General features: G+C 62.6%; 15 protein-coding genes. All 15 read left to right on the top strand.

Going from position 1 to position 17136, the window contains the following annotated elements:
• Window positions 1–114 precede the first annotated feature (114 nt).
• The 15 genes from leuC to purF all read left to right on the top strand — a co-directional run bounded on the left by leuC (window position 115) and on the right by purF (window position 17134).
• Window positions 115–1548, top strand: a complete 1434-nt coding sequence (leuC, locus tag CQ007_RS08265) for a 3-isopropylmalate dehydratase large subunit (RefSeq protein ID WP_105644994.1) — start codon at window positions 115–117, stop codon at window positions 1546–1548.
• Window positions 1545–2192 carry a 3-isopropylmalate dehydratase small subunit gene (gene leuD / locus CQ007_RS08270; protein WP_105644996.1) on the top strand — a complete coding sequence of 216 codons (648 nt, stop codon included), beginning with the start codon at window positions 1545–1547 and terminating at the stop codon, window positions 2190–2192. The genes leuC and leuD overlap by 4 nt, the downstream gene beginning before the upstream one ends.
• Window positions 2193–2214: 22 nt before the next feature.
• Entirely contained in the window at window positions 2215–3294 is a 1080-nt protein-coding gene (gene leuB / locus CQ007_RS08275; protein ID WP_105644998.1) for a 3-isopropylmalate dehydrogenase, read from the top strand.
• Window positions 3295–3374: 80 nt separating this feature from the next.
• Complete coding sequence (gene asd, locus CQ007_RS08280) at window positions 3375–4487, top strand: aspartate-semialdehyde dehydrogenase (protein ID WP_105645000.1); 1113 nt, start codon at window positions 3375–3377, stop codon at window positions 4485–4487.
• A 94-nt stretch (window positions 4488–4581) separates the two neighbouring features.
• Window positions 4582–5601, top strand: coding sequence for an aspartate-semialdehyde dehydrogenase (locus tag CQ007_RS08285; RefSeq protein WP_105645002.1), 1020 nt, complete (start codon window positions 4582–4584; stop codon window positions 5599–5601).
• Between the two features lie 214 nt (window positions 5602–5815).
• Entirely contained in the window at window positions 5816–8539 is a 2724-nt protein-coding gene (locus tag CQ007_RS08290; RefSeq protein WP_158256743.1) for a FimV/HubP family polar landmark protein, read from the top strand.
• A 3-nt stretch (window positions 8540–8542) separates the two neighbouring features.
• Complete coding sequence (truA, locus tag CQ007_RS08295; RefSeq protein WP_105645006.1) at window positions 8543–9397, top strand: tRNA pseudouridine(38-40) synthase TruA; 855 nt, start codon at window positions 8543–8545, stop codon at window positions 9395–9397.
• Window positions 9398–9453: 56 nt separating this feature from the next.
• The gene (locus CQ007_RS08300; RefSeq protein WP_105645008.1) at window positions 9454–10074 is read left to right on the top strand and encodes a phosphoribosylanthranilate isomerase; all 621 of its coding nucleotides are present in this window, start codon (window positions 9454–9456) and stop codon (window positions 10072–10074) included.
• Window positions 10067–11284: a tryptophan synthase subunit beta gene (gene trpB / locus CQ007_RS08305; RefSeq protein ID WP_105645010.1), complete on the top strand. Its 1218-nt coding sequence runs from the start codon at window positions 10067–10069 to the stop codon at window positions 11282–11284. The genes CQ007_RS08300 and trpB overlap by 8 nt, the downstream gene beginning before the upstream one ends.
• A gap of 10 nt (window positions 11285–11294) precedes the next feature.
• On the top strand, window positions 11295–12098 hold the full coding sequence (gene trpA / locus CQ007_RS08310) for a tryptophan synthase subunit alpha (protein WP_105645012.1): 804 nt from the start codon (window positions 11295–11297) through the stop codon (window positions 12096–12098).
• A gap of 46 nt (window positions 12099–12144) precedes the next feature.
• Window positions 12145–13062: an acetyl-CoA carboxylase, carboxyltransferase subunit beta gene (gene accD, locus CQ007_RS08315; RefSeq protein WP_105645014.1), complete on the top strand. Its 918-nt coding sequence runs from the start codon at window positions 12145–12147 to the stop codon at window positions 13060–13062.
• On the top strand, window positions 13062–14342 hold the full coding sequence (gene folC / locus CQ007_RS08320; RefSeq protein ID WP_105645016.1) for a bifunctional tetrahydrofolate synthase/dihydrofolate synthase: 1281 nt from the start codon (window positions 13062–13064) through the stop codon (window positions 14340–14342). Before accD ends, folC begins: the two co-directional genes overlap by 1 nt.
• A complete protein-coding gene (locus CQ007_RS08325; RefSeq protein WP_105645018.1) occupies window positions 14339–14935 on the top strand; it encodes an SPOR domain-containing protein in 597 nt (198 codons plus the stop codon). The genes folC and CQ007_RS08325 overlap by 4 nt, the downstream gene beginning before the upstream one ends.
• A 151-nt stretch (window positions 14936–15086) precedes the next feature.
• On the top strand, window positions 15087–15569 hold the full coding sequence (locus tag CQ007_RS08330; protein ID WP_105645020.1) for a CvpA family protein: 483 nt from the start codon (window positions 15087–15089) through the stop codon (window positions 15567–15569).
• A 59-nt stretch (window positions 15570–15628) separates the two neighbouring features.
• On the top strand, window positions 15629–17134 hold the full coding sequence (purF, locus tag CQ007_RS08335; RefSeq protein ID WP_105645022.1) for an amidophosphoribosyltransferase: 1506 nt from the start codon (window positions 15629–15631) through the stop codon (window positions 17132–17134).
• The last annotated feature ends 2 nt before the right edge of the window (window positions 17135–17136 follow it).

The raw sequence follows: 17136 nt of genomic DNA on the forward strand, positions 1-17136 counted from the left end.
TAATGAATTTGTTTTATTGTTGGCCAGCTCTTACCATCGAATCGTGATCAGAAGAAGCTGTCCGCCGGCATATCGCCGTGACGGACGGCCAATAGCCCGATTCAGGAGACAAGCATGTCCGCCAAGACGCTTTACGACAAGCTTTGGGATAGCCACCTCGTCAAACAACGGGATGATGGCTCGGCCCTGTTGTACATCGACCGCCATCTGCTGCATGAAGTGACCTCGCCGCAGGCCTTCGAAGGCTTGCGCCTGGCTGCTCGTCAGCCCTGGCGCATCGACGCCAACCTGGCCACGCCGGACCACAACGTGCCGACCGACAACCGCGCCGCTGGTGTCGCCGGGATCGAGGACCAGGTCTCCAAACTGCAGGTCACCACGCTGGATGACAACTGCCGCGACTTCGGCATCCTGGAGTTCAAGATGACCGACCGCCGCCAGGGTATCGTCCACGTGGTCGGGCCGGAGCAGGGCGCGACTCTGCCCGGCATGACCATCGTCTGTGGCGACTCGCATACCGCCACCCATGGTGCCTTCGGTGCGCTGGCACACGGTATCGGCACCTCCGAAGTGGAGCATGTGCTGGCTACCCAGTGCCTGGTGGCCAAGAAGATGAAGAACATGCTGGTCCTGGTCGAAGGTGAACTCGGCTTTGGCGTCACCGCCAAGGACATCGTGCTGGCGGTGATCGGCAAGATCGGTACCGCGGGCGGCAATGGCCATGCCATCGAATTCGCCGGCTCGGCGATTCGCGGCCTGTCGATGGAAGGGCGCATGACCGTGTGCAACATGGCTATTGAAGCGGGCGCTCGCGTTGGCCTGGTGGCCTGCGACGAGAAGACCATCGCCTACGTCAAGGACCGCCCCTACGCACCCAAGGGCGAGGACTGGGACAAGGCCGTGGCTGCCTGGCAGGAACTGGTATCCGACGCCGATGCGCAGTTCGACACCGTGGTTGAACTGGATGCGGCGCAGATCAAGCCGCAGGTGTCCTGGGGCACTTCGCCGGAGATGGTGGTGGCGGTGGATGCCAACGTCCCCGATCCGCAGCAACAGGTCGATGCGGTCAAGCGCAGCGGTTATCAGCGCGCGCTGCAGTACATGGGCCTCGAAGCCAATCAGCCGATCACCTCGATCGCGCTGGACCGGGTGTTCATCGGCTCCTGCACCAACTCGCGGATCGAGGATCTGCGCGCAGCGGCCGCCGTGGCCAAGGGGCGCAAGGTGGCGGCCAGTATCAAGCAGGCGATGGTGGTGCCGGGCTCCGGGCTGGTCAAGGAGCAGGCCGAGCGTGAGGGGCTGGATCTGATCTTCAAGGCGGCCGGCTTCGAATGGCGCGACCCGGGCTGCTCCATGTGCCTGGCGATGAACCCCGACCGTCTGCAGCCGGGCGAGCATTGCGCCTCGACGTCCAACCGCAACTTCGAAGGTCGTCAGGGCAATGGCGGGCGTACCCATCTGGTGAGCCCGGCCATGGCGGCAGCGGCGGCGATCGCCGGTCATTTCGTAGACGTGCGTGACATGCTCACAGAGGAGGCGACTGCATGAAGCCCTTTACTACACACACCGGCTTGGCAGCGCCGCTGGATCGGGCCAACGTGGACACCGACCAGATCATTCCCAAGCAGTTTCTCAAGTCGATCAAGCGCACCGGCTTCGGCCCCAACCTGTTTGACGAGTGGCGTTATCTGGATGAAGGCTATCCGGGACAGGACAACAGCAATCGTCCGTTGAACCCCGATTTCGTCCTCAACCAGCCGCGCTACCAGGGCGCCAGCGTACTGCTGGCGCGGGAGAACTTCGGTTGTGGCTCCAGTCGTGAGCACGCGCCCTGGGCTCTGGAGGAGTATGGGTTCCGCGCGGTACTGGCTCCCAGCTTTGCCGATATTTTCTTCAATAACAGCTTCAAGAATGGTCTGTTACCCATTGTTTTGCCTGAAGAAGATATCGATGATCTGTTCCAGCAGACCGAAGCGCAGGAAGGCTACCAACTGACCGTTGATCTGCAGGCGCAGACCGTGACCCGACCGGACGGCAAGAGCTACAGCTTCGAGATCGACGAGTTTCGCAAGCATTGCCTGCTCAACGGTCTGGACGACATTGGCCTGACCCTGCAGGACGCTGATGCCATCCGCGAGTTCGAGCAGCGCCACCGCCAGGTACAGCCCTGGCTGTTTGACGCCATCAAGTGAAGACCTTTATTCAAGGAAAGCCATGAAAAACATTCTGATTCTTCCGGGTGACGGCATTGGCCCGGAAATCGTTGCCGAAGCGGTCAAGGTACTGCAGCTGACCAGCGACAAGTTTGAACTGGGCGTGGAGCTGAGCTACGACGACCTCGGCGGTGCCGCCTATGATCGCTATGGCGTGCCGCTGGCCGATGAGACCCTGGAGCGGGCACGTCAGGCCGACGCCATCCTGCTGGGTGCGGTCGGCGGTCCCAAGTGGGACAGCATTGATCCGGCGCTGCGTCCCGAGCGCGGGCTGCTGAAGATCCGCTCGCAGCTGGGTCTGTTCGGCAACCTGCGTCCGGCGCTGCTGTATCCGCAGTTGGCCGAGGCCTCCACGCTCAAGCCGGAAGTGGTGTCCGGCCTGGACATCCTCATCGTCCGTGAGTTGACCGGTGGCATCTACTTCGGCCAGCCACGCGAGCGCCGGGTGCTGGACAATGGCGAGCGCCAGGCCTACGACACGCTGCCCTACAGCGAAAGCGAGATCCGCCGTATCGCCACCGTCGGTTTCGACATGGCCCGCCTGCGCAACAGGAAGCTGTGCTCGGTGGACAAGGCCAACGTGCTGGCATCCAGTCAGCTGTGGCGCGAAGTGGTGGAAGAGGTGGCGAAGGATTACCCGGACGTCGAGCTGTCGCACATGTACGTCGATAACGCCGCCATGCAGCTGGTGCGGGCGCCCAAGCAGTTCGACGTGATCGTCACCGACAACATGTTCGGCGACATTCTGTCCGACCAGGCCTCGATGCTCACCGGTTCCATCGGCATGTTGCCGTCGGCCTCGCTGAATGCGCAGAACCAGGGCATGTACGAGCCCTGCCATGGCAGCGCGCCGGATATCGCCGGGCAAGGCATCGCCAACCCGCTGGCAACCATCCTGTCGGTATCCATGATGCTGCGCTACAGCTTCGCTGAAACCGCCGCCGCGGACGCCATCGAGAAGGCCGTCAGTCAGGTGCTGGATCAGGGCCTGCGCACCGGTGATATCATGGCGACAGGTTGCCAACAGGTCAGCACCCGGGAAATGGGTGATGCCGTGGTAGCAGCACTGAAAAACCTGTAGTCTGTCGCATTGCTTAATTTGTACCCGGCGTTGCCGGGTACAGTCTGTCGAGAATTTTCACCCCATGGGGGTCTGCAGTTATGAAACAAGTTGGTTTGATCGGCTGGCGGGGCATGGTGGGTTCGGTGCTCATGCAACGTATGCGTGAGGAGAATGACTTTGCCTCCATCGATCCGGTTTTCTTCACCACGTCCAATGTGGGTGGCACCGGTCCTGATATCGGCAAGGACATTCCCGCGCTGAAGGATGCTTACGACCTCGAAGCCCTCAAGCTGATGGATGTCATCATTACCTGCCAGGGCGGGGACTATACCCATGCGGTCTATCCCAAGCTGCGGGCCGAAGGCTGGAAGGGCTACTGGATCGACGCTGCCTCGGCGCTGCGCATGGAAGACGAAGCGGTCATCGTGCTTGACCCGGTCAACCGCCGCAATATCGACCAGGCCGTGCGTGATGGCATCAAGACCTTCGTCGGCGGCAACTGCACCGTCAGCCTGATGCTGATGGGGCTGGGTGGTCTGTTCGAGAACGGCCTGGTCGAGTGGATGACCGCCATGACCTACCAGGCTGCCAGTGGCGCCGGTGCGCAGAACATGCGCGAGCTGATCAATCAGATGGGCGCGATCCACGCCTCGGTTGCCGACCCGCTGGCGGACCCGGCCAGCGCCATCCTGGATATCGATCGCCAGGTGGCAGCGACCCTGCGGGATGACAGCTTTCCGGCGGAGAACTTCGGTGTGCCGCTGGCCGGCAGCCTGATCCCCTGGATCGACAAGCAACTGCCCAATGGCCAGAGCCGCGAAGAGTGGAAAGCCCAGGCCGAGACCAACAAGATCATCGGTCGCAGCGGCCGTCCGATCCCGGTCGATGGCATCTGCGTGCGTATCGGTGCCATGCGTTGCCACAGCCAGGCGCTGACCATCAAGCTGAACAAGGATGTCCCGCTGGCGGATATCGAAGCCATGCTGGATGCGCACAATCCCTGGTCCAAGGTGGTACCGAACGAGAAGGAAGCCAGCGTCCGTGACCTGACTCCGACTGCCGTGACCGGGACCCTGCGGGTGCCGGTTGGCCGTCTGCGCAAGCTCAATATGGGCTCGCAGTACCTGTCGGCCTTTACCGTCGGCGACCAGTTGCTGTGGGGTGCCGCTGAGCCGCTGCGGCGCATGCTGCGGATTCTGCTCGAGGGTTGAGCCGATCCGGTTGGTGACATGATGAGGGGCATCCCCGCCTGGCGGGGATGCCCCTTGCTTTTTGTAGATTCAGATTCGTTTGGGAAGTCCCTATATGAGCAAGACCCGTGATGTGGCGTTGGTAGGAATGAGTGGCCTGGTAGGGGAAGCGCTGCTCAATGTGCTGGATGAGCAGGATTTTGCCTTCGGGCAGATCCACTTGCTGGATACCGAGGAACGCGCTGGTGGGCGGCCCATGCTCAAGGGGCAGAGCCAGCGGGTGGAAGTGCTCGAGCGCTTCGACTTTTCCCGGGTCGCTCTGGTGCTGTTCGCCGATGCGCAACTGGCTGCTGACTGGGCGCAGCCCGCCGTTGCCGCCGGCTGCCTGGTGGTGGATGCCTGTGGTGCATTCCGCCATGAGGCGGAGGTGCCGCTGGTGGTTGCCGAGGTCAACCCACAGGCGCTGGAGGGCGCGCGCCAGCGCGGTATCGTTGCCTGTCCCGACGCCCAGGTCGTGCAGACGCTGGTTGCCCTGCAGCCGTTGATTGAGCAGGCTGGATTGCAGTCGGTCACCGTGGCGACCTACCAGTCGATGTCGACCCAGGGTAATGACGAGGTCGAGGCCCTGGCATTGCAGACCGGTCGTCTGCTCAATGGCCAGCCGGCGGAGAAGGGGGCATTCGACAAGCAGGCTGCCTTCAACCTGATTCCGCGTATCGGTGAGGTGGAGGAGGACGGCAGCAGCCCGGCAGAACGCCGCCTGGCCGATGATGTCCGCCGGATTCTGGCGCTGCCGCAGCTGCCGGTATCGGCTACCTGCGTTCTGGTACCGACTTTCTTCGGCAGCGCCCAGGTGATGCAGATTCGTACCCGTGACCCGCTGACCACCAAGCGCGCCGCCACGCTGCTGCGCAAGGCGCCGGGCGTCAAATTGCTCGACAAGCCGGCGGCTGGCGGCTATCCGACACCGGTCAGTGATGCCACCGGTAGTGACCAGGTCTGGGTGGGGCGCCTGCGTCAGGATTCTTTTGATCCGCTCAGTATCAGTTTGTGGGTCGTGTCTGATAATCTTCGGAAAGGTGTCGCACTTAACAGTCTTGCTGTCGCCGAGTTATTGATAAAAGACTATTTGTAATCGATACTTGCTGCTGATTTGTAACAGACAGGTCAGGTATTTCCGGGCAAACACTGATTTTGAGCTCGACTGATTTCAGGTTGCCGGTTGCCGGCGATATCACCAGGCCGGTAGTGCGGTGATGGGGTTCATGGACGCGTGTAAACGATAAAAGCAAAGGATCTTCGCTATGGTTCGCAAACTGGTTTTGGCTGTCGCCGCAGCTAGTGCCCTGATGTCATCCAATATGGTCCAGGCGCTGGGGGTTGGGGAAATCAACCTGCGGTCAGCCCTGAATCAGCCGTTGGATGCCGAAATTGAGCTGCTGCAGGTCCGCGATCTGACCAGTAGTGAAATACGCTCGGTGCTGGCGTCGCCTGATGACTTCGGCAAGGCCGGCATCGACCGTTCGTTCTTTCTGACCGACCTGACCTTTACCCCCATGGTCAGGCCGGACGGCAAGGCCTTCATCAAGGTGACTTCCAGTCGCCCGGTCAAGGAACCCTACCTGAACTTCCTGATGGAGGTACGCTGGCCTTCAGGCCGGGTGCTGCGCGAGTTCACTCTGCTGCTGGACCCGCCGCTGTACCAGCCCACCCCGATCACCGCCAGCGCCGCGGCAACCCCGCCGGCTTCGACCACCTCCGGTACGCTGAACCGTCCCTCCGCAAGCGCGCCTGCCTCGGCACCGGCCGCCAGCGCTCCGGTCCGTCGGGCTGCGCCAGCCGCCCAGCCAGCCACGTCGGCAGACGGGCAATGGCAGACCAGTCGCGCCGATACCCTGTGGGCAATCGCGTTGCAAAGTCGCCCGCAGGGTGCCAGCGTGCATCAGACCATGCTGGCGATTCAGGACCTGAACCCCAACGCCTTCATCGGCAACAACATCAACAATCTCAAGGCCGGACAGACGCTGACCCTGCCCACGGCTGAGCAGGCGGCTGTGCGCAACCGCGCCGATGCGGTGGCGCAAGTGAGCAGCCAGACTGCGGCCTGGCAAAACCGCCAGCCAACTGCCGAGCCGGCACCGCGACAACTGGATGCGCGTGAGCGCAGTACTGCCGGCGCGGCACCTGCGCAGAGTCGGAACGAGGACTCCCTGCGCCTGGTGGCCGGCGCGGATGAGGCCAGCGACAACAACACCGATTCGGCCGAGGGCCAGAACGGCGGCCTGCGCGATGCGCTGGATCGGACCAAGGAGCAACTGGACTCCGCCGAACGTGAGAAAACCGAACTCAACGAGCGTCTGGCGGATATCCAGGGCCAGCTGGAAACGCTGCAGCGCCTGTTGGAGCTGAAGGATGCACAACTGGCAGCGTTGCAGCAGGAATTGAGCGGCAACGACGAGCTGCCCGACATCCTGCCGGTACCGGAAGAGAATCCCGCGGCTGACGAGGTCATTGCCCTCGACTCGCCTGAGCAGCCGGTGGATGCCGATAGCCTGCCTGGCGACGAGGTCGCGGCCGATTCCGATGCCGAATCCGGCGGCGGGGACGAAGAAGCCAATGACGATAACGAACAGGTGGCCGTAGTGCCTCCTGTGGTTCCAGCCAGCGAAGCGCCGCCGCCACCTGCGGACAATGGCTCCACTCCGGTGCCGCCGACACCGACCGCACCGAGTGCCGAGCAGAGCGCCGGCAACTCGCCCGAGGCGTTGCTGCAGCGATTCATGCAGAATCAGAGCCTGTTGTTCGGCACCGGCGCGGTCGCGCTGCTGATGCTGTTGCTGATCCTGATGGCCATCGCCCGGCGCAATGCCCGGCGCGAGGCCGAGGCGGCCGATAGCTTCATGGCCGAGTCGGCCATCCAGGAGACGGCAGCCGATGAGGGCGATGATTTCAACGTGGCACTGGCAGACGTGCAGGACGAAGCGCCGCAGGATATGGACATTGCCCGGGACCCGCTGACCGAGGCGGATGCACTGATCGCCTACGGCAAGCTGGATGAAGCGGCCGAGGTGCTGCAGGCAGCCATCGACCAGGAGCCAGAGCGTACTGATCTGCGTCTGAAAATGATGGAAGTCGAGGCGCTGCGGGAGAACCTCCAGGGATATTCCGAGCAGGCACAGGCCTTGCGCAGTCTGGGCGTGGACGGTGCTGCGGTTGAAATGATGCATGCCCGCTATCCATTGATGGCGGCTGGTCTGATGACCGGTGCCGCGTTGCTGGACGCCGGCGTAGCCGCCGAAGAGGATGAGCTTGACGATCCGCAGGAACTGGTTGCCGATGCGGCTGCCAGCGCGCAGGAGCCCGCGCTACTGGATGGCGAGGCTGAAGAGTTCGATTTCAGCAACTTCGGACTGGAAGAGGAAACCGCTGCGTCCCTGGCTGGCGACGCCGGGGAGGAGATCGGCTTCGATCTGGATTTCGACCTGGACGAGGAGCTGCCCGCACCGGCTGCGAGTGACCTGGAAGCCGCCCTCGATACGTCGCCTGAGCTGCTCGAGACGGAGCAACCGCTGGATGTATCGCCATTGGCCGAAGCATCGACAGATGATTTCGACCTGAACCTCGATGACGAGCTGCAGGCGGATAACCTGCTGGCCGAGTTCGAGGCCATGGGCCTGGCTGATACCCAGCAGCCGGGCGAGACTGCTGGCGATATCGAGCCGGTGGCGCCGACAGAGGACGACAGCTTCACCTTGACCGACGATGACCTGGCCGGCTTCGAGGCGCAACTGCAGACGGCCATGCAGGCCGAGCAGGGGCTCGAGCAGCAGGATACCGGCAATGTCGGATTTGCCACCACCGCCAATGAGGGCCCGATGAGCGCCGATGGTCTGGATGAAGATTTCGACTTCCTGTCGGATACCGATGAATGCGCCACCAAGTTGGATCTGGCTCGCGCCTATATCGATATGGGCGATGAGGAAGGCGCGCGTGATATCCTTGCCGAAGTGGTGGAGGAAGGGACTGAACAGCAGCAACAGGACGCGCGTGAAATGATGGGGCAACTTGGCTGATACATGAGCAGTAAGACTGAAGATGCGGCCGCCTCCGGGGCGGCCGCTGTTGTTTCAAGGGTGGCTGCCTGCGTGGAATACAGCGGCACCGCCTACCGCGGCTGGCAGCGCCAGCAACCGGGTGTGAAGAGTATCCAGGAGGAAGTGGAGAAGGCGTTGTCGCGGGTGGCCAACCATCCCGTTCAACTGTTCTGTGCCGGGCGCACGGACGCCGGAGTGCATGCCTCCTGCCAGATCATCCACTTCGACAGCAGCGCCAGGCGTGAGCCGACGAACTGGTTCCATGGCGCCAATGCCAACCTGCCGCACGATATCAGCTTCGTCTGGGCCAAGCCGGTGGGCATGGATTTTCATGCGCGCTTTTCCGCCATGGCCCGGCGTTATCGCTATGTGATCTACAACGATCCGGTTCGGCCGGCGCATCTGGGGCGCGAGGTCACCTGGAACTACCGGCCGCTGGATATCGAACGCATGAAGGAAGCGGCCCAGGTACTGGTCGGGGAGCACGATTTCACCTCCTACCGGGCGGTCGCCTGCCAGGCCAAGTCGCCGGTCAAGACCATCCATCACCTCAAGCTGATTCGCTTCGGCAAGTTCATCGTGCTGGATATTCGTGCCAATGCCTTCCTGCATCACATGGTGCGCAATATTGCCGGGGTGCTGATGCAGATCGGCTGTGGCGAACGGCCGATCGAATGGGCAGCGGAAATCCTGCACGCCCGCAATCGCCACACCGGCGGTTTGACCGCTCCGGCGTTCGGTCTGTACCTGGTGGATGTGACCTACGCTGATCACTTCGAACTGCCCCAGCGCTATATGGGGCCACATTTTCTGGCGCCGCTCAACGAGCTGGACTGACGTCCCGCAGCCTGATCTGCTACTATCGTCTGCTTTGATTATTCAAGGTGTCCGGCTTGTCTATGGCGCGTGTCAAAATCTGTGGCATCACCCGCATCGAGGATGCACTGGCGGCTGCGCAGGCGGGGGCGGATGCCATCGGCCTGGTATTCCATGCTGCCAGCCCGCGGGCAGTGAGCATCGAGCAGGCAAGGGCCATCGTGCAGGCGCTGCCCCCCTTCGTTACCAGTGTCGGGCTGTTCGTGGATGCCAGCGAAGAGACCATCCGACGGGTGCTGGAGCAGGTGCCGCTGGATATGCTGCAGTTCCATGGCGATGAGCCGGAGGCATTCTGCCAGCGGTTCGTGCGTCCCTATCTGAAGGCCGTACGGGTGCGGGCAGGGGATGACCTGGACGCGCTGGCCGGCCGCTGGCCGGGAGCCAGTGGCATCCTGCTGGACAGCTATAAACCCGGTGTGCCGGGTGGCACCGGAGAGACTTTCGACTGGTCCATGATTCCTGCCCAGCGCAACTGGACGCTGGTTCTGGCCGGTGGCCTGCAAGCGGACAATGTTCGCCAGGCCATCGATCTCACCACGCCCTGGGCGGTGGATGTCAGCGGCGGTGTCGAGGCCGCCAGGGGAATCAAGGATGTCGCCAAAATCAACGCTTTTATTCAAGAGGTGAAGCGTGTCTGATTCAACCCCTATCGATTACACGAGCGTGCCCGACCAGTACGGCCATTTTGGCCCCTATGGCGGTCGCTTCGTCTCCGAGACGCTGATGGACGCGCTCGAAGAGCTGCAGGCGCTGTACAGCAAGCTGAGCCAGGACCCGGCATTCCAGGCCGAGTTCGATCGCGATCTGGCGCACTATGTCGGCCGTCCGTCGCCGCTGTATTTCGCCGAGCGCCTGAGCGCCAAGATCGGTGGGGCGCAGATCTGGCTCAAGCGCGAGGACCTGAACCATACCGGCGCGCACAAGGTCAACAACACCATTGGGCAGGCGCTGCTGGCCAAGCACATGGGCAAGCCCCGGGTCATCGCCGAGACTGGTGCCGGCCAGCATGGCGTGGCCACCGCCACGGTGGCTGCCCGTCTGGGTCTGAAGTGCCAGGTGTACATGGGGGCCGAGGACGTCAAGCGCCAGGCGCTGAACGTGTACCGGATGAAGCTGCTCGGCGCCGAGGTGATTCCGGTGACATCCGGCTCGAAGACGCTCAAGGACGCGATGAATGAAGCCATGCGCGACTGGGTGACCAATATCGATGACACCTTCTACATCATCGGCACCGTGGCCGGCCCGCATCCTTACCCGCAGCTGGTACGCGACTTCCAGTGCGTGATCGGCCGCGAGGCCCGTGAGCAGTGCCTGACCCAGGCCGGGCGTCTGCCCGATGCGCTGGTGGCCTGCGTGGGCGGTGGCTCCAATGCCATCGGCCTGTTCCATCCCTTCCTCGAGGATCAGGATGTCGCCATGTACGGTGTCGAGGCAGGCGGTGACGGCCTGGAGACCGGCCGCCATGCAGCGCCGCTGGCCGCCGGCCAGCCGGGTGTGTTGCACGGCAACCGCACCTACCTGATGGCCGACGACAATGGCCAGATCATTGAAACCCATTCGGTGTCCGCCGGCCTGGACTATCCCGGCGTCGGGCCGGAGCACAGCTGGCTGAAGGATATCGGCCGGGTCAACTACGTTGACGCTACCGATACCGAAGCACTGGCGGCCTTCCGCGAGCTGACCCGCGTAGAAGGCATCATGCCGGCACTGGAATCCAGCCATGCGGTGGCCTATGCAATGAAGCTGGCGGCGACCATGCGCCCGGACCAGATCATCGTGGTGAACCTGTCCGGTCGCGGTGACAAGGACATTCATACCGTCGCTGGCATCGATGGCATCAGCATTTAAAGGACCAGACATGAGCCGAATTGAACAGTGTTTCGCTGCGCTGCGGGCCGAAGGCCGCAAGGCGCTGATTCCCTATGTCACCGCGGGTGACCCGAGCCCGGAAATGATGCTGCCGCTGATGCATGAACTGGTCGAGGCCGGTGTCGATGTGATCGAGCTGGGCGTGCCGTTCTCCGATCCGATGGCCGACGGCCCGGTCATTCAACTGGCCATGGAGCGGGCGTTGGCGCACAACGTCAGTCTGCGCGATGTGCTGGACATGGTGCGTGCGTTCCGCGTCACCAATCAGACCACGCCGGTGGTGCTGATGGGTTACCTGAATCCGATCGAGAGGATGGGCTACCAGGCGTTCGCCGAACAGGCGGCCGAGGCCGGTATCGATGGCGTGCTGACCGTGGACCTGCCGCCGGAAGAAGCCGAGCAGGTAGCGCCGCTGTTTCGCCAGCACGGTCTGGACTGCATCTTCCTGTTGGCACCGACCACCACCCTCGAGCGTGCGCGCAAAATCTGCGAGCATGCCAGTGGCTATGTCTATTATGTTTCACTCAAAGGTGTGACCGGATCGGCTGCTTTGAACGTCACCGAGGTAGCAGAAAAACTGGAGCAGCTGCGCAGCGTCACCGACCTGCCGATCGGCGTCGGTTTCGGCATCAGTGACGGTGCCTCTGCCGCTGCGGTAGCCGGCGTGGCCGATGGTGTGGTGGTCGGCTCCGTACTGGTCCGTCAGATTGCCGCGCATGTCGGTGACCTGGAGCAGGCCCGCGCCGGCATCACCGCGGTCATCCGCGACATGCGGGCAGCCATGGATCGCTGAGCGATCGGACATATTGGTCAAAGCAGACAACAGATAAGGATTGGCAATGAGCAACTGGCTGGTGGATAAACTGATTCCTTCCATCGTGCGTTCCGAGACGCAGAAGAGCAGTGTGCCTGAAGGATTGTGGCGCAAGTGTCCTTCCTGCGACGCGGTGCTGTACCGTCCGGAGCTGGAAAAAAATCTGGATGTCTGCCCCAAGTGCAGCCATCACCTGCGCATCAATGCGCGCCGCCGCCTGGACATCTTCCTCGATGTCGATGGGCGCAGCGAAATTGCTGCCGAACTGGAGCCGGTCGACAAGCTCAAGTTCCGCGACACCAAGAAATACAAGGACCGCCTGACTGCCGCGCAGAAGGAAACCGGCGAGAAGGATGCGCTGGTGGTGATGCAGGGCTACCTCAAGGGTATGCCGCTGGTGGCCAGCGCCTTCGAGTTCAATTTCATGGGCGGCTCCATGGGCAGCGTGGTGGGTGCGCGTTTCGTGCGCGGTGCCGAAGTCGCCCTGCGTGAGCGCATCCCCTATGTATGCTTCCCGGCCTCCGGTGGTGCACGTATGCAGGAGGCGCTGTTCTCGCTGATGCAGATGGCCAAGACCAGTGCGGTGCTGGCGCGTCTCAAGGAAGAGGGGATTCCCTTCATCTCGGTCATGACCGATCCGGTATACGGTGGCGTATCGGCCAGCCTGGCGATGCTCGGTGATCTCAACGTGGCCGAGCCGAATGCGCTGATCGGTTTCGCCGGGCCACGAGTTATCGAGCAGACCGTGCGCGAGAAACTGCCGGTGGGCTTCCAGCGCAGCGAATTCCTGCTGGACCACGGTGCCCTGGACATGATCATCCCGCGCAGCGAAATGCGTGACCGCCTGGCGTCGATCCTGGCCATGCTGACCAGCCAGCCGTCACCGGTCGTCAGCGATGCCGATGTGCCGGGCGAAGGCGAGGAACTGGCTGGCCAGGCCTGATGCGCAATCTGGATCTGGCCGCCTGGCTGCAGCGGCTCGAAGGGCTGCATCCCTCGGAAATCGACATGGGGTTGGGGCGGGTGGCCGAAGTGGCTTCACGCCTGGCCATCACCAACCCGGCACCGCTGGTGTTCACCGTGACCGGGACCAACGGCAAGGGATCCACCTGCGCCGCCCTCGACAGTCTGTTGCGCCAGTCCGGTCGGCGCAGCGGCTGTTACTCCTCACCGCACCTGGTGCACTACAACGAACGTGTCAGTATCGACGGCCAGCCGGTCGGTGATGCCGATCTGTGCCAGGCCTTTGCCGCCATCGACCAGGCCCGTGGTGATATTTCCCTGACCTATTTCGAGTTCGGTACGCTGGCCGCATTGTGGTTGTTCAAGCGCGCCGGACTGGATGCCGTAGTGCTGGAAGTGGGCCTGGGTGGACGTCTCGATGCGGTGAATATCGTCGATGCCGATGTGGCGGTCGTCACCAGTATCGGCCTGGATCACAGCGACTATCTGGGTGATTCGCGTGATTCGGTAGGTTACGAGAAGGCCGGCATACTGCGTCACGGGGGCATGCTGGTGTGTTCGGAAACCGATGTGCCGCCACGCTTTGCCGCACAGGTGCAGCAGCTCGAGGTCAGCATGCTGCAGCGGGGCAGGGATTACGGCTGGCGACAGGGCGAGCAGGGCGCCTGGCAATTGTTCGGCGTGGATGAGCGGCAGCGCCGGTCTATCGATGTGCCACCGGTGCGTCTGCCGCGTGACAACCTGTGCACGGCAGTGCAGGCTTTCTGGGCCGCCGGCCTGGATATGCCCGATGAACAGATTTTTGCTGCCCTGGTGGCAGCTTTCGTGCCGGGCCGCCTGGACCGTCGGACAGTGCAGTGGAAGGGGCAGGCGCGCAGGTTGCTGCTGGATGTCGGTCACAATCCGCAGGCGGCGGCCTTCCTGGCCGCACACCTGCACAGCGAGCCTGGCTACCGTCATGCGGTATTCGGCCTGTTGTCGGACAAGGATCTGCAGGGCATTCTCCAGCCCCTGGGCGGCCACTTCCGTTCCTGGGCGGTGGCGCCCCTGCCGACCCCGCGCAGCCGTGATGCAGAGTCCCTGGCCGCTGATCTCCAGGCGGCTGGCGAACCGGCGCGGGCCTGTGCCTCCATAGGCGATGCCATCGCCCGACAGCTGGACGATACGCCCGCGGACGTGGAAATCGTCATTTTCGGGTCGTTTTTCTGCGTCTCTGAGGCCATACTCTGGCTGAATGCTCAAACCAGCGGAGACAAATGATGGACGAAGGCCTCAAGCAGCGCATCATTGGTGCCTTGGTGCTGGTGGTGGCGGCGGTGATCTTCCTGCCGATGCTGCTATCCGGACAGGATGAGACCGTACAGGTCGAAGTGGAGGTGCCCGCTACGCCGGTGCCTGATGATACCGACATCGTTGCGGCGCTGCCGCCGACCCTTCCCGAGCCGGCGCCGGTCCCGGAGATTCCTCCACCAGCACTGGAAGACACCGCGCCGCCAGCCACCGCTGTGTTGAACGAGCCGGCAGAACCGCTGGCCAGTGAGCCAGTGGTAGCCCCACCGCCAGCCGCCGAGCCCGAGCCGCCAGCCAGCGTGCCAGCAGCGGGAGGTTGGGTGATTCAGCTGGCCAGCTTCTCCAGTGCTGAAAATGCCGACAGCTTCCGCAAGACGCTGGCGGAGCAGGGCTACAACGCCTATACCCGCTCTGCGCAGTCTGGCGGCAAGACCATCGTGCGCGTCTACGTCGGTCCATTGGCCAGTCGCGACGGCGCCACCCGGGTGCGTGACGAACTGGAGCGGCGGCACAAGAGCAAGGGGCTGGTCGTGGCCCATGATGCCAGCACAGGGGCACGTTGAGCCGAACGGCGCCTTGGCCGCTCTCTATACCCGTCACCCTTCGTGAAGGCGAGGGATGACGGTGTTAAGTAATGCTGTTGGTACAGATTGCCTGTTTCGATGTGGCACTTGCCTCTGTTAGAATACGCTTTTCGTTATTGGGTGCCTGACCGTGACATTAGCCGGCGTTGACTGGGCGATAATCGCTGTAATTGCCGTCTCCGCTCTGATCAGCCTGACCAGGGGCTTTGTCAAGGAAGCGCTGTCGCTGCTGACCTGGGTCATCGCCGGGCTGGTAGCCTGGCTGTTCGGTGGTGCGCTGGCGGACCTGCTGGTCGACTACATCGCCACCCCATCCATTCGTGTCATTACGGCTTGCGCCATTCTGTTTGTGCTGACCCTGATTCTGGGTGGCCTGATCAATTATCTGATCGGGCAATTGGTGCTGGTGACCGGGCTGACCGGTACCGATCGTTTTCTGGGTATGGTTTTCGGTGCGGCGCGTGGTGCGCTGCTGGTGGTCGTGGCCGTCGGCCTGCTGAGTCTGGCTCCCGTGGAGGCAGACACCTGGTGGCGCGAATCGACACTTATTCCCCATTTTCTCCTTGTGGCGGATTGGTCAAAGAATCTCATTCTCGGGCTCTTCGGTCGCTGATGCCGGTGCGTTCCGCCGCTGCCGGTGTTTTCCATTTCAACGAAAGAAGGTGATTAGCCATGTGTGGCATTGTTGGCATAGTAGGCAAGTCGAACGTCAATCAGGCGCTCTACGATGCCTTGACCGTCCTGCAGCATCGCGGCCAGGACGCCGCCGGCATCGTGACCTGCGATAATGATCGTCTGTTTCTGCGCAAGGACAACGGCCTGGTGCGGGATGTCTTTCATCAACGCCACATGCAGCGGCTGGTCGGCAACATGGGCCTGGGCCATGTGCGTTATCCGACCGCCGGCTCGTCGACCTCGGCCGAAGCGCAGCCGTTCTACGTGAACTCCCCCTACGGCATCACTCTGGCGCACAACGGCAATCTGACCAACGTCGAGCAGCTGTCCAAGGAGATCTACGAATCGGATCTGCGTCACGTCAACACCAACTCCGACTCGGAGGTGCTGCTCAACGTCTTCGCCCACGAGCTGGCCGGTGAGGGCAAACTCAAGCCGACCGAAGAGGATATCTTCAAGGCCGTGCGCGCGGTGCACAACCGCTGCCGCGGCGGCTACGCCGCGCTGGCGATGGTCACCGGGCATGGCGTCGTCGGTTTCCGTGACCCCAACGGCATTCGTCCGATCGTCTACGGCAAGCGTGATACCGACAATGGCGTCGAGTACATGATCGCGTCGGAAAGTGTGGCGCTGGACGTACTGGGTTTTGAGACCATTCGCGATCTGGCCCCCGGCGAAGCGGTGTTCATCACCGTGGATGGCAGACTCTTCACCCGCCAGTGCGCCGAGAATCCCAAGTATTCGCCCTGCATCTTCGAACACGTCTATCTCGCTCGCCCGGACTCGATGATCGATGGGGTGCTGGTGTACAAGGCGCGGCTGCGCATGGGGGAGAAGCTGGCGGAGAAGATCCTGCGCGAGCGGCCCGAACATGGCATCGACGTGGTCATTCCGATCCCGGATACCAGTCGTACTTCGGCGGTCGAGCTGGCCAACCACCTGGGCGTCAAGTTCCGCGAGGGCTTCGTCAAGAACCGTTATATCGGCCGTACCTTCATCATGCCCGGCCAGGCGGCCCGCAAGAAGTCGGTGCGCCAGAAGCTCAATGCCATCGAGCTGGAGTTCCGCGGCAAGAACGTGTTGCTGGTGGATGACTCCATTGTCCGTGGCACTACCTGCCGGCAGATCATCCAGATGGCCCGTGAAGCCGGAGCGAAGAACGTCTATTTCTGTTCGGCCGCGCCAGCGGTACGCTACCCCAATGTGTATGGTATCGACATGCCATCGGCCCACGAACTGATCGCCCATAACCGCACCACCGACGAGGTGGCCGAGCTGATCGGTGCCGACTGGCTGATCTATCAGGATCTGGAAGACCTGGTCGAGGCGGTGCGCGAGGGCAACCCGGCGATCACCGAGTTCGACTGTTCGGTATTCAACGGCGAGTACGTGACCGGCGATATCAACGAGGCATATCTGGGCAGGATCGAGCAATCGCGCAATGATGCGGCCAAGGCGCTGACCAATGTCGACAATGCGGTCATCGGCCTGCACAACAACTGAGT

The sequence above is a fragment of the Pseudomonas sp. MYb185 genome (assembly GCF_002979975.1).
Lineage (GTDB): Bacteria > Pseudomonadota > Gammaproteobacteria > Pseudomonadales > Pseudomonadaceae > Halopseudomonas.

What these genes read in the sequence shown, in the direction of transcription:
- trpA (WP_105645012.1), top strand. Translation starts at nt 11,295, where the DNA reads ATGAGCCGAATTGAACAGTGTTTCGCTGCGCTGCGGGCCGAAGGCCGC.
- leuC (WP_105644994.1), top strand. Translation starts at nt 115, where the DNA reads ATGTCCGCCAAGACGCTTTACGACAAGCTTTGGGATAGCCACCTCGTC.
- purF (WP_105645022.1), top strand. Translation starts at nt 15,629, where the DNA reads ATGTGTGGCATTGTTGGCATAGTAGGCAAGTCGAACGTCAATCAGGCG.
- CQ007_RS08290 (WP_158256743.1), top strand. Translation starts at nt 5,816, where the DNA reads ATGTCATCCAATATGGTCCAGGCGCTGGGGGTTGGGGAAATCAACCTG.
- leuB (WP_105644998.1), top strand. Translation starts at nt 2,215, where the DNA reads ATGAAAAACATTCTGATTCTTCCGGGTGACGGCATTGGCCCGGAAATC.
- asd (WP_105645000.1), top strand. Translation starts at nt 3,375, where the DNA reads ATGAAACAAGTTGGTTTGATCGGCTGGCGGGGCATGGTGGGTTCGGTG.
- accD (WP_105645014.1), top strand. Translation starts at nt 12,145, where the DNA reads ATGAGCAACTGGCTGGTGGATAAACTGATTCCTTCCATCGTGCGTTCC.
- CQ007_RS08325 (WP_105645018.1), top strand. Translation starts at nt 14,339, where the DNA reads ATGATGGACGAAGGCCTCAAGCAGCGCATCATTGGTGCCTTGGTGCTG.
- leuD (WP_105644996.1), top strand. Translation starts at nt 1,545, where the DNA reads ATGAAGCCCTTTACTACACACACCGGCTTGGCAGCGCCGCTGGATCGG.
- folC (WP_105645016.1), top strand. Translation starts at nt 13,062, where the DNA reads ATGCGCAATCTGGATCTGGCCGCCTGGCTGCAGCGGCTCGAAGGGCTG.
- truA (WP_105645006.1), top strand. Translation starts at nt 8,543, where the DNA reads ATGAGCAGTAAGACTGAAGATGCGGCCGCCTCCGGGGCGGCCGCTGTT.
- CQ007_RS08285 (WP_105645002.1), top strand. Translation starts at nt 4,582, where the DNA reads ATGAGCAAGACCCGTGATGTGGCGTTGGTAGGAATGAGTGGCCTGGTA.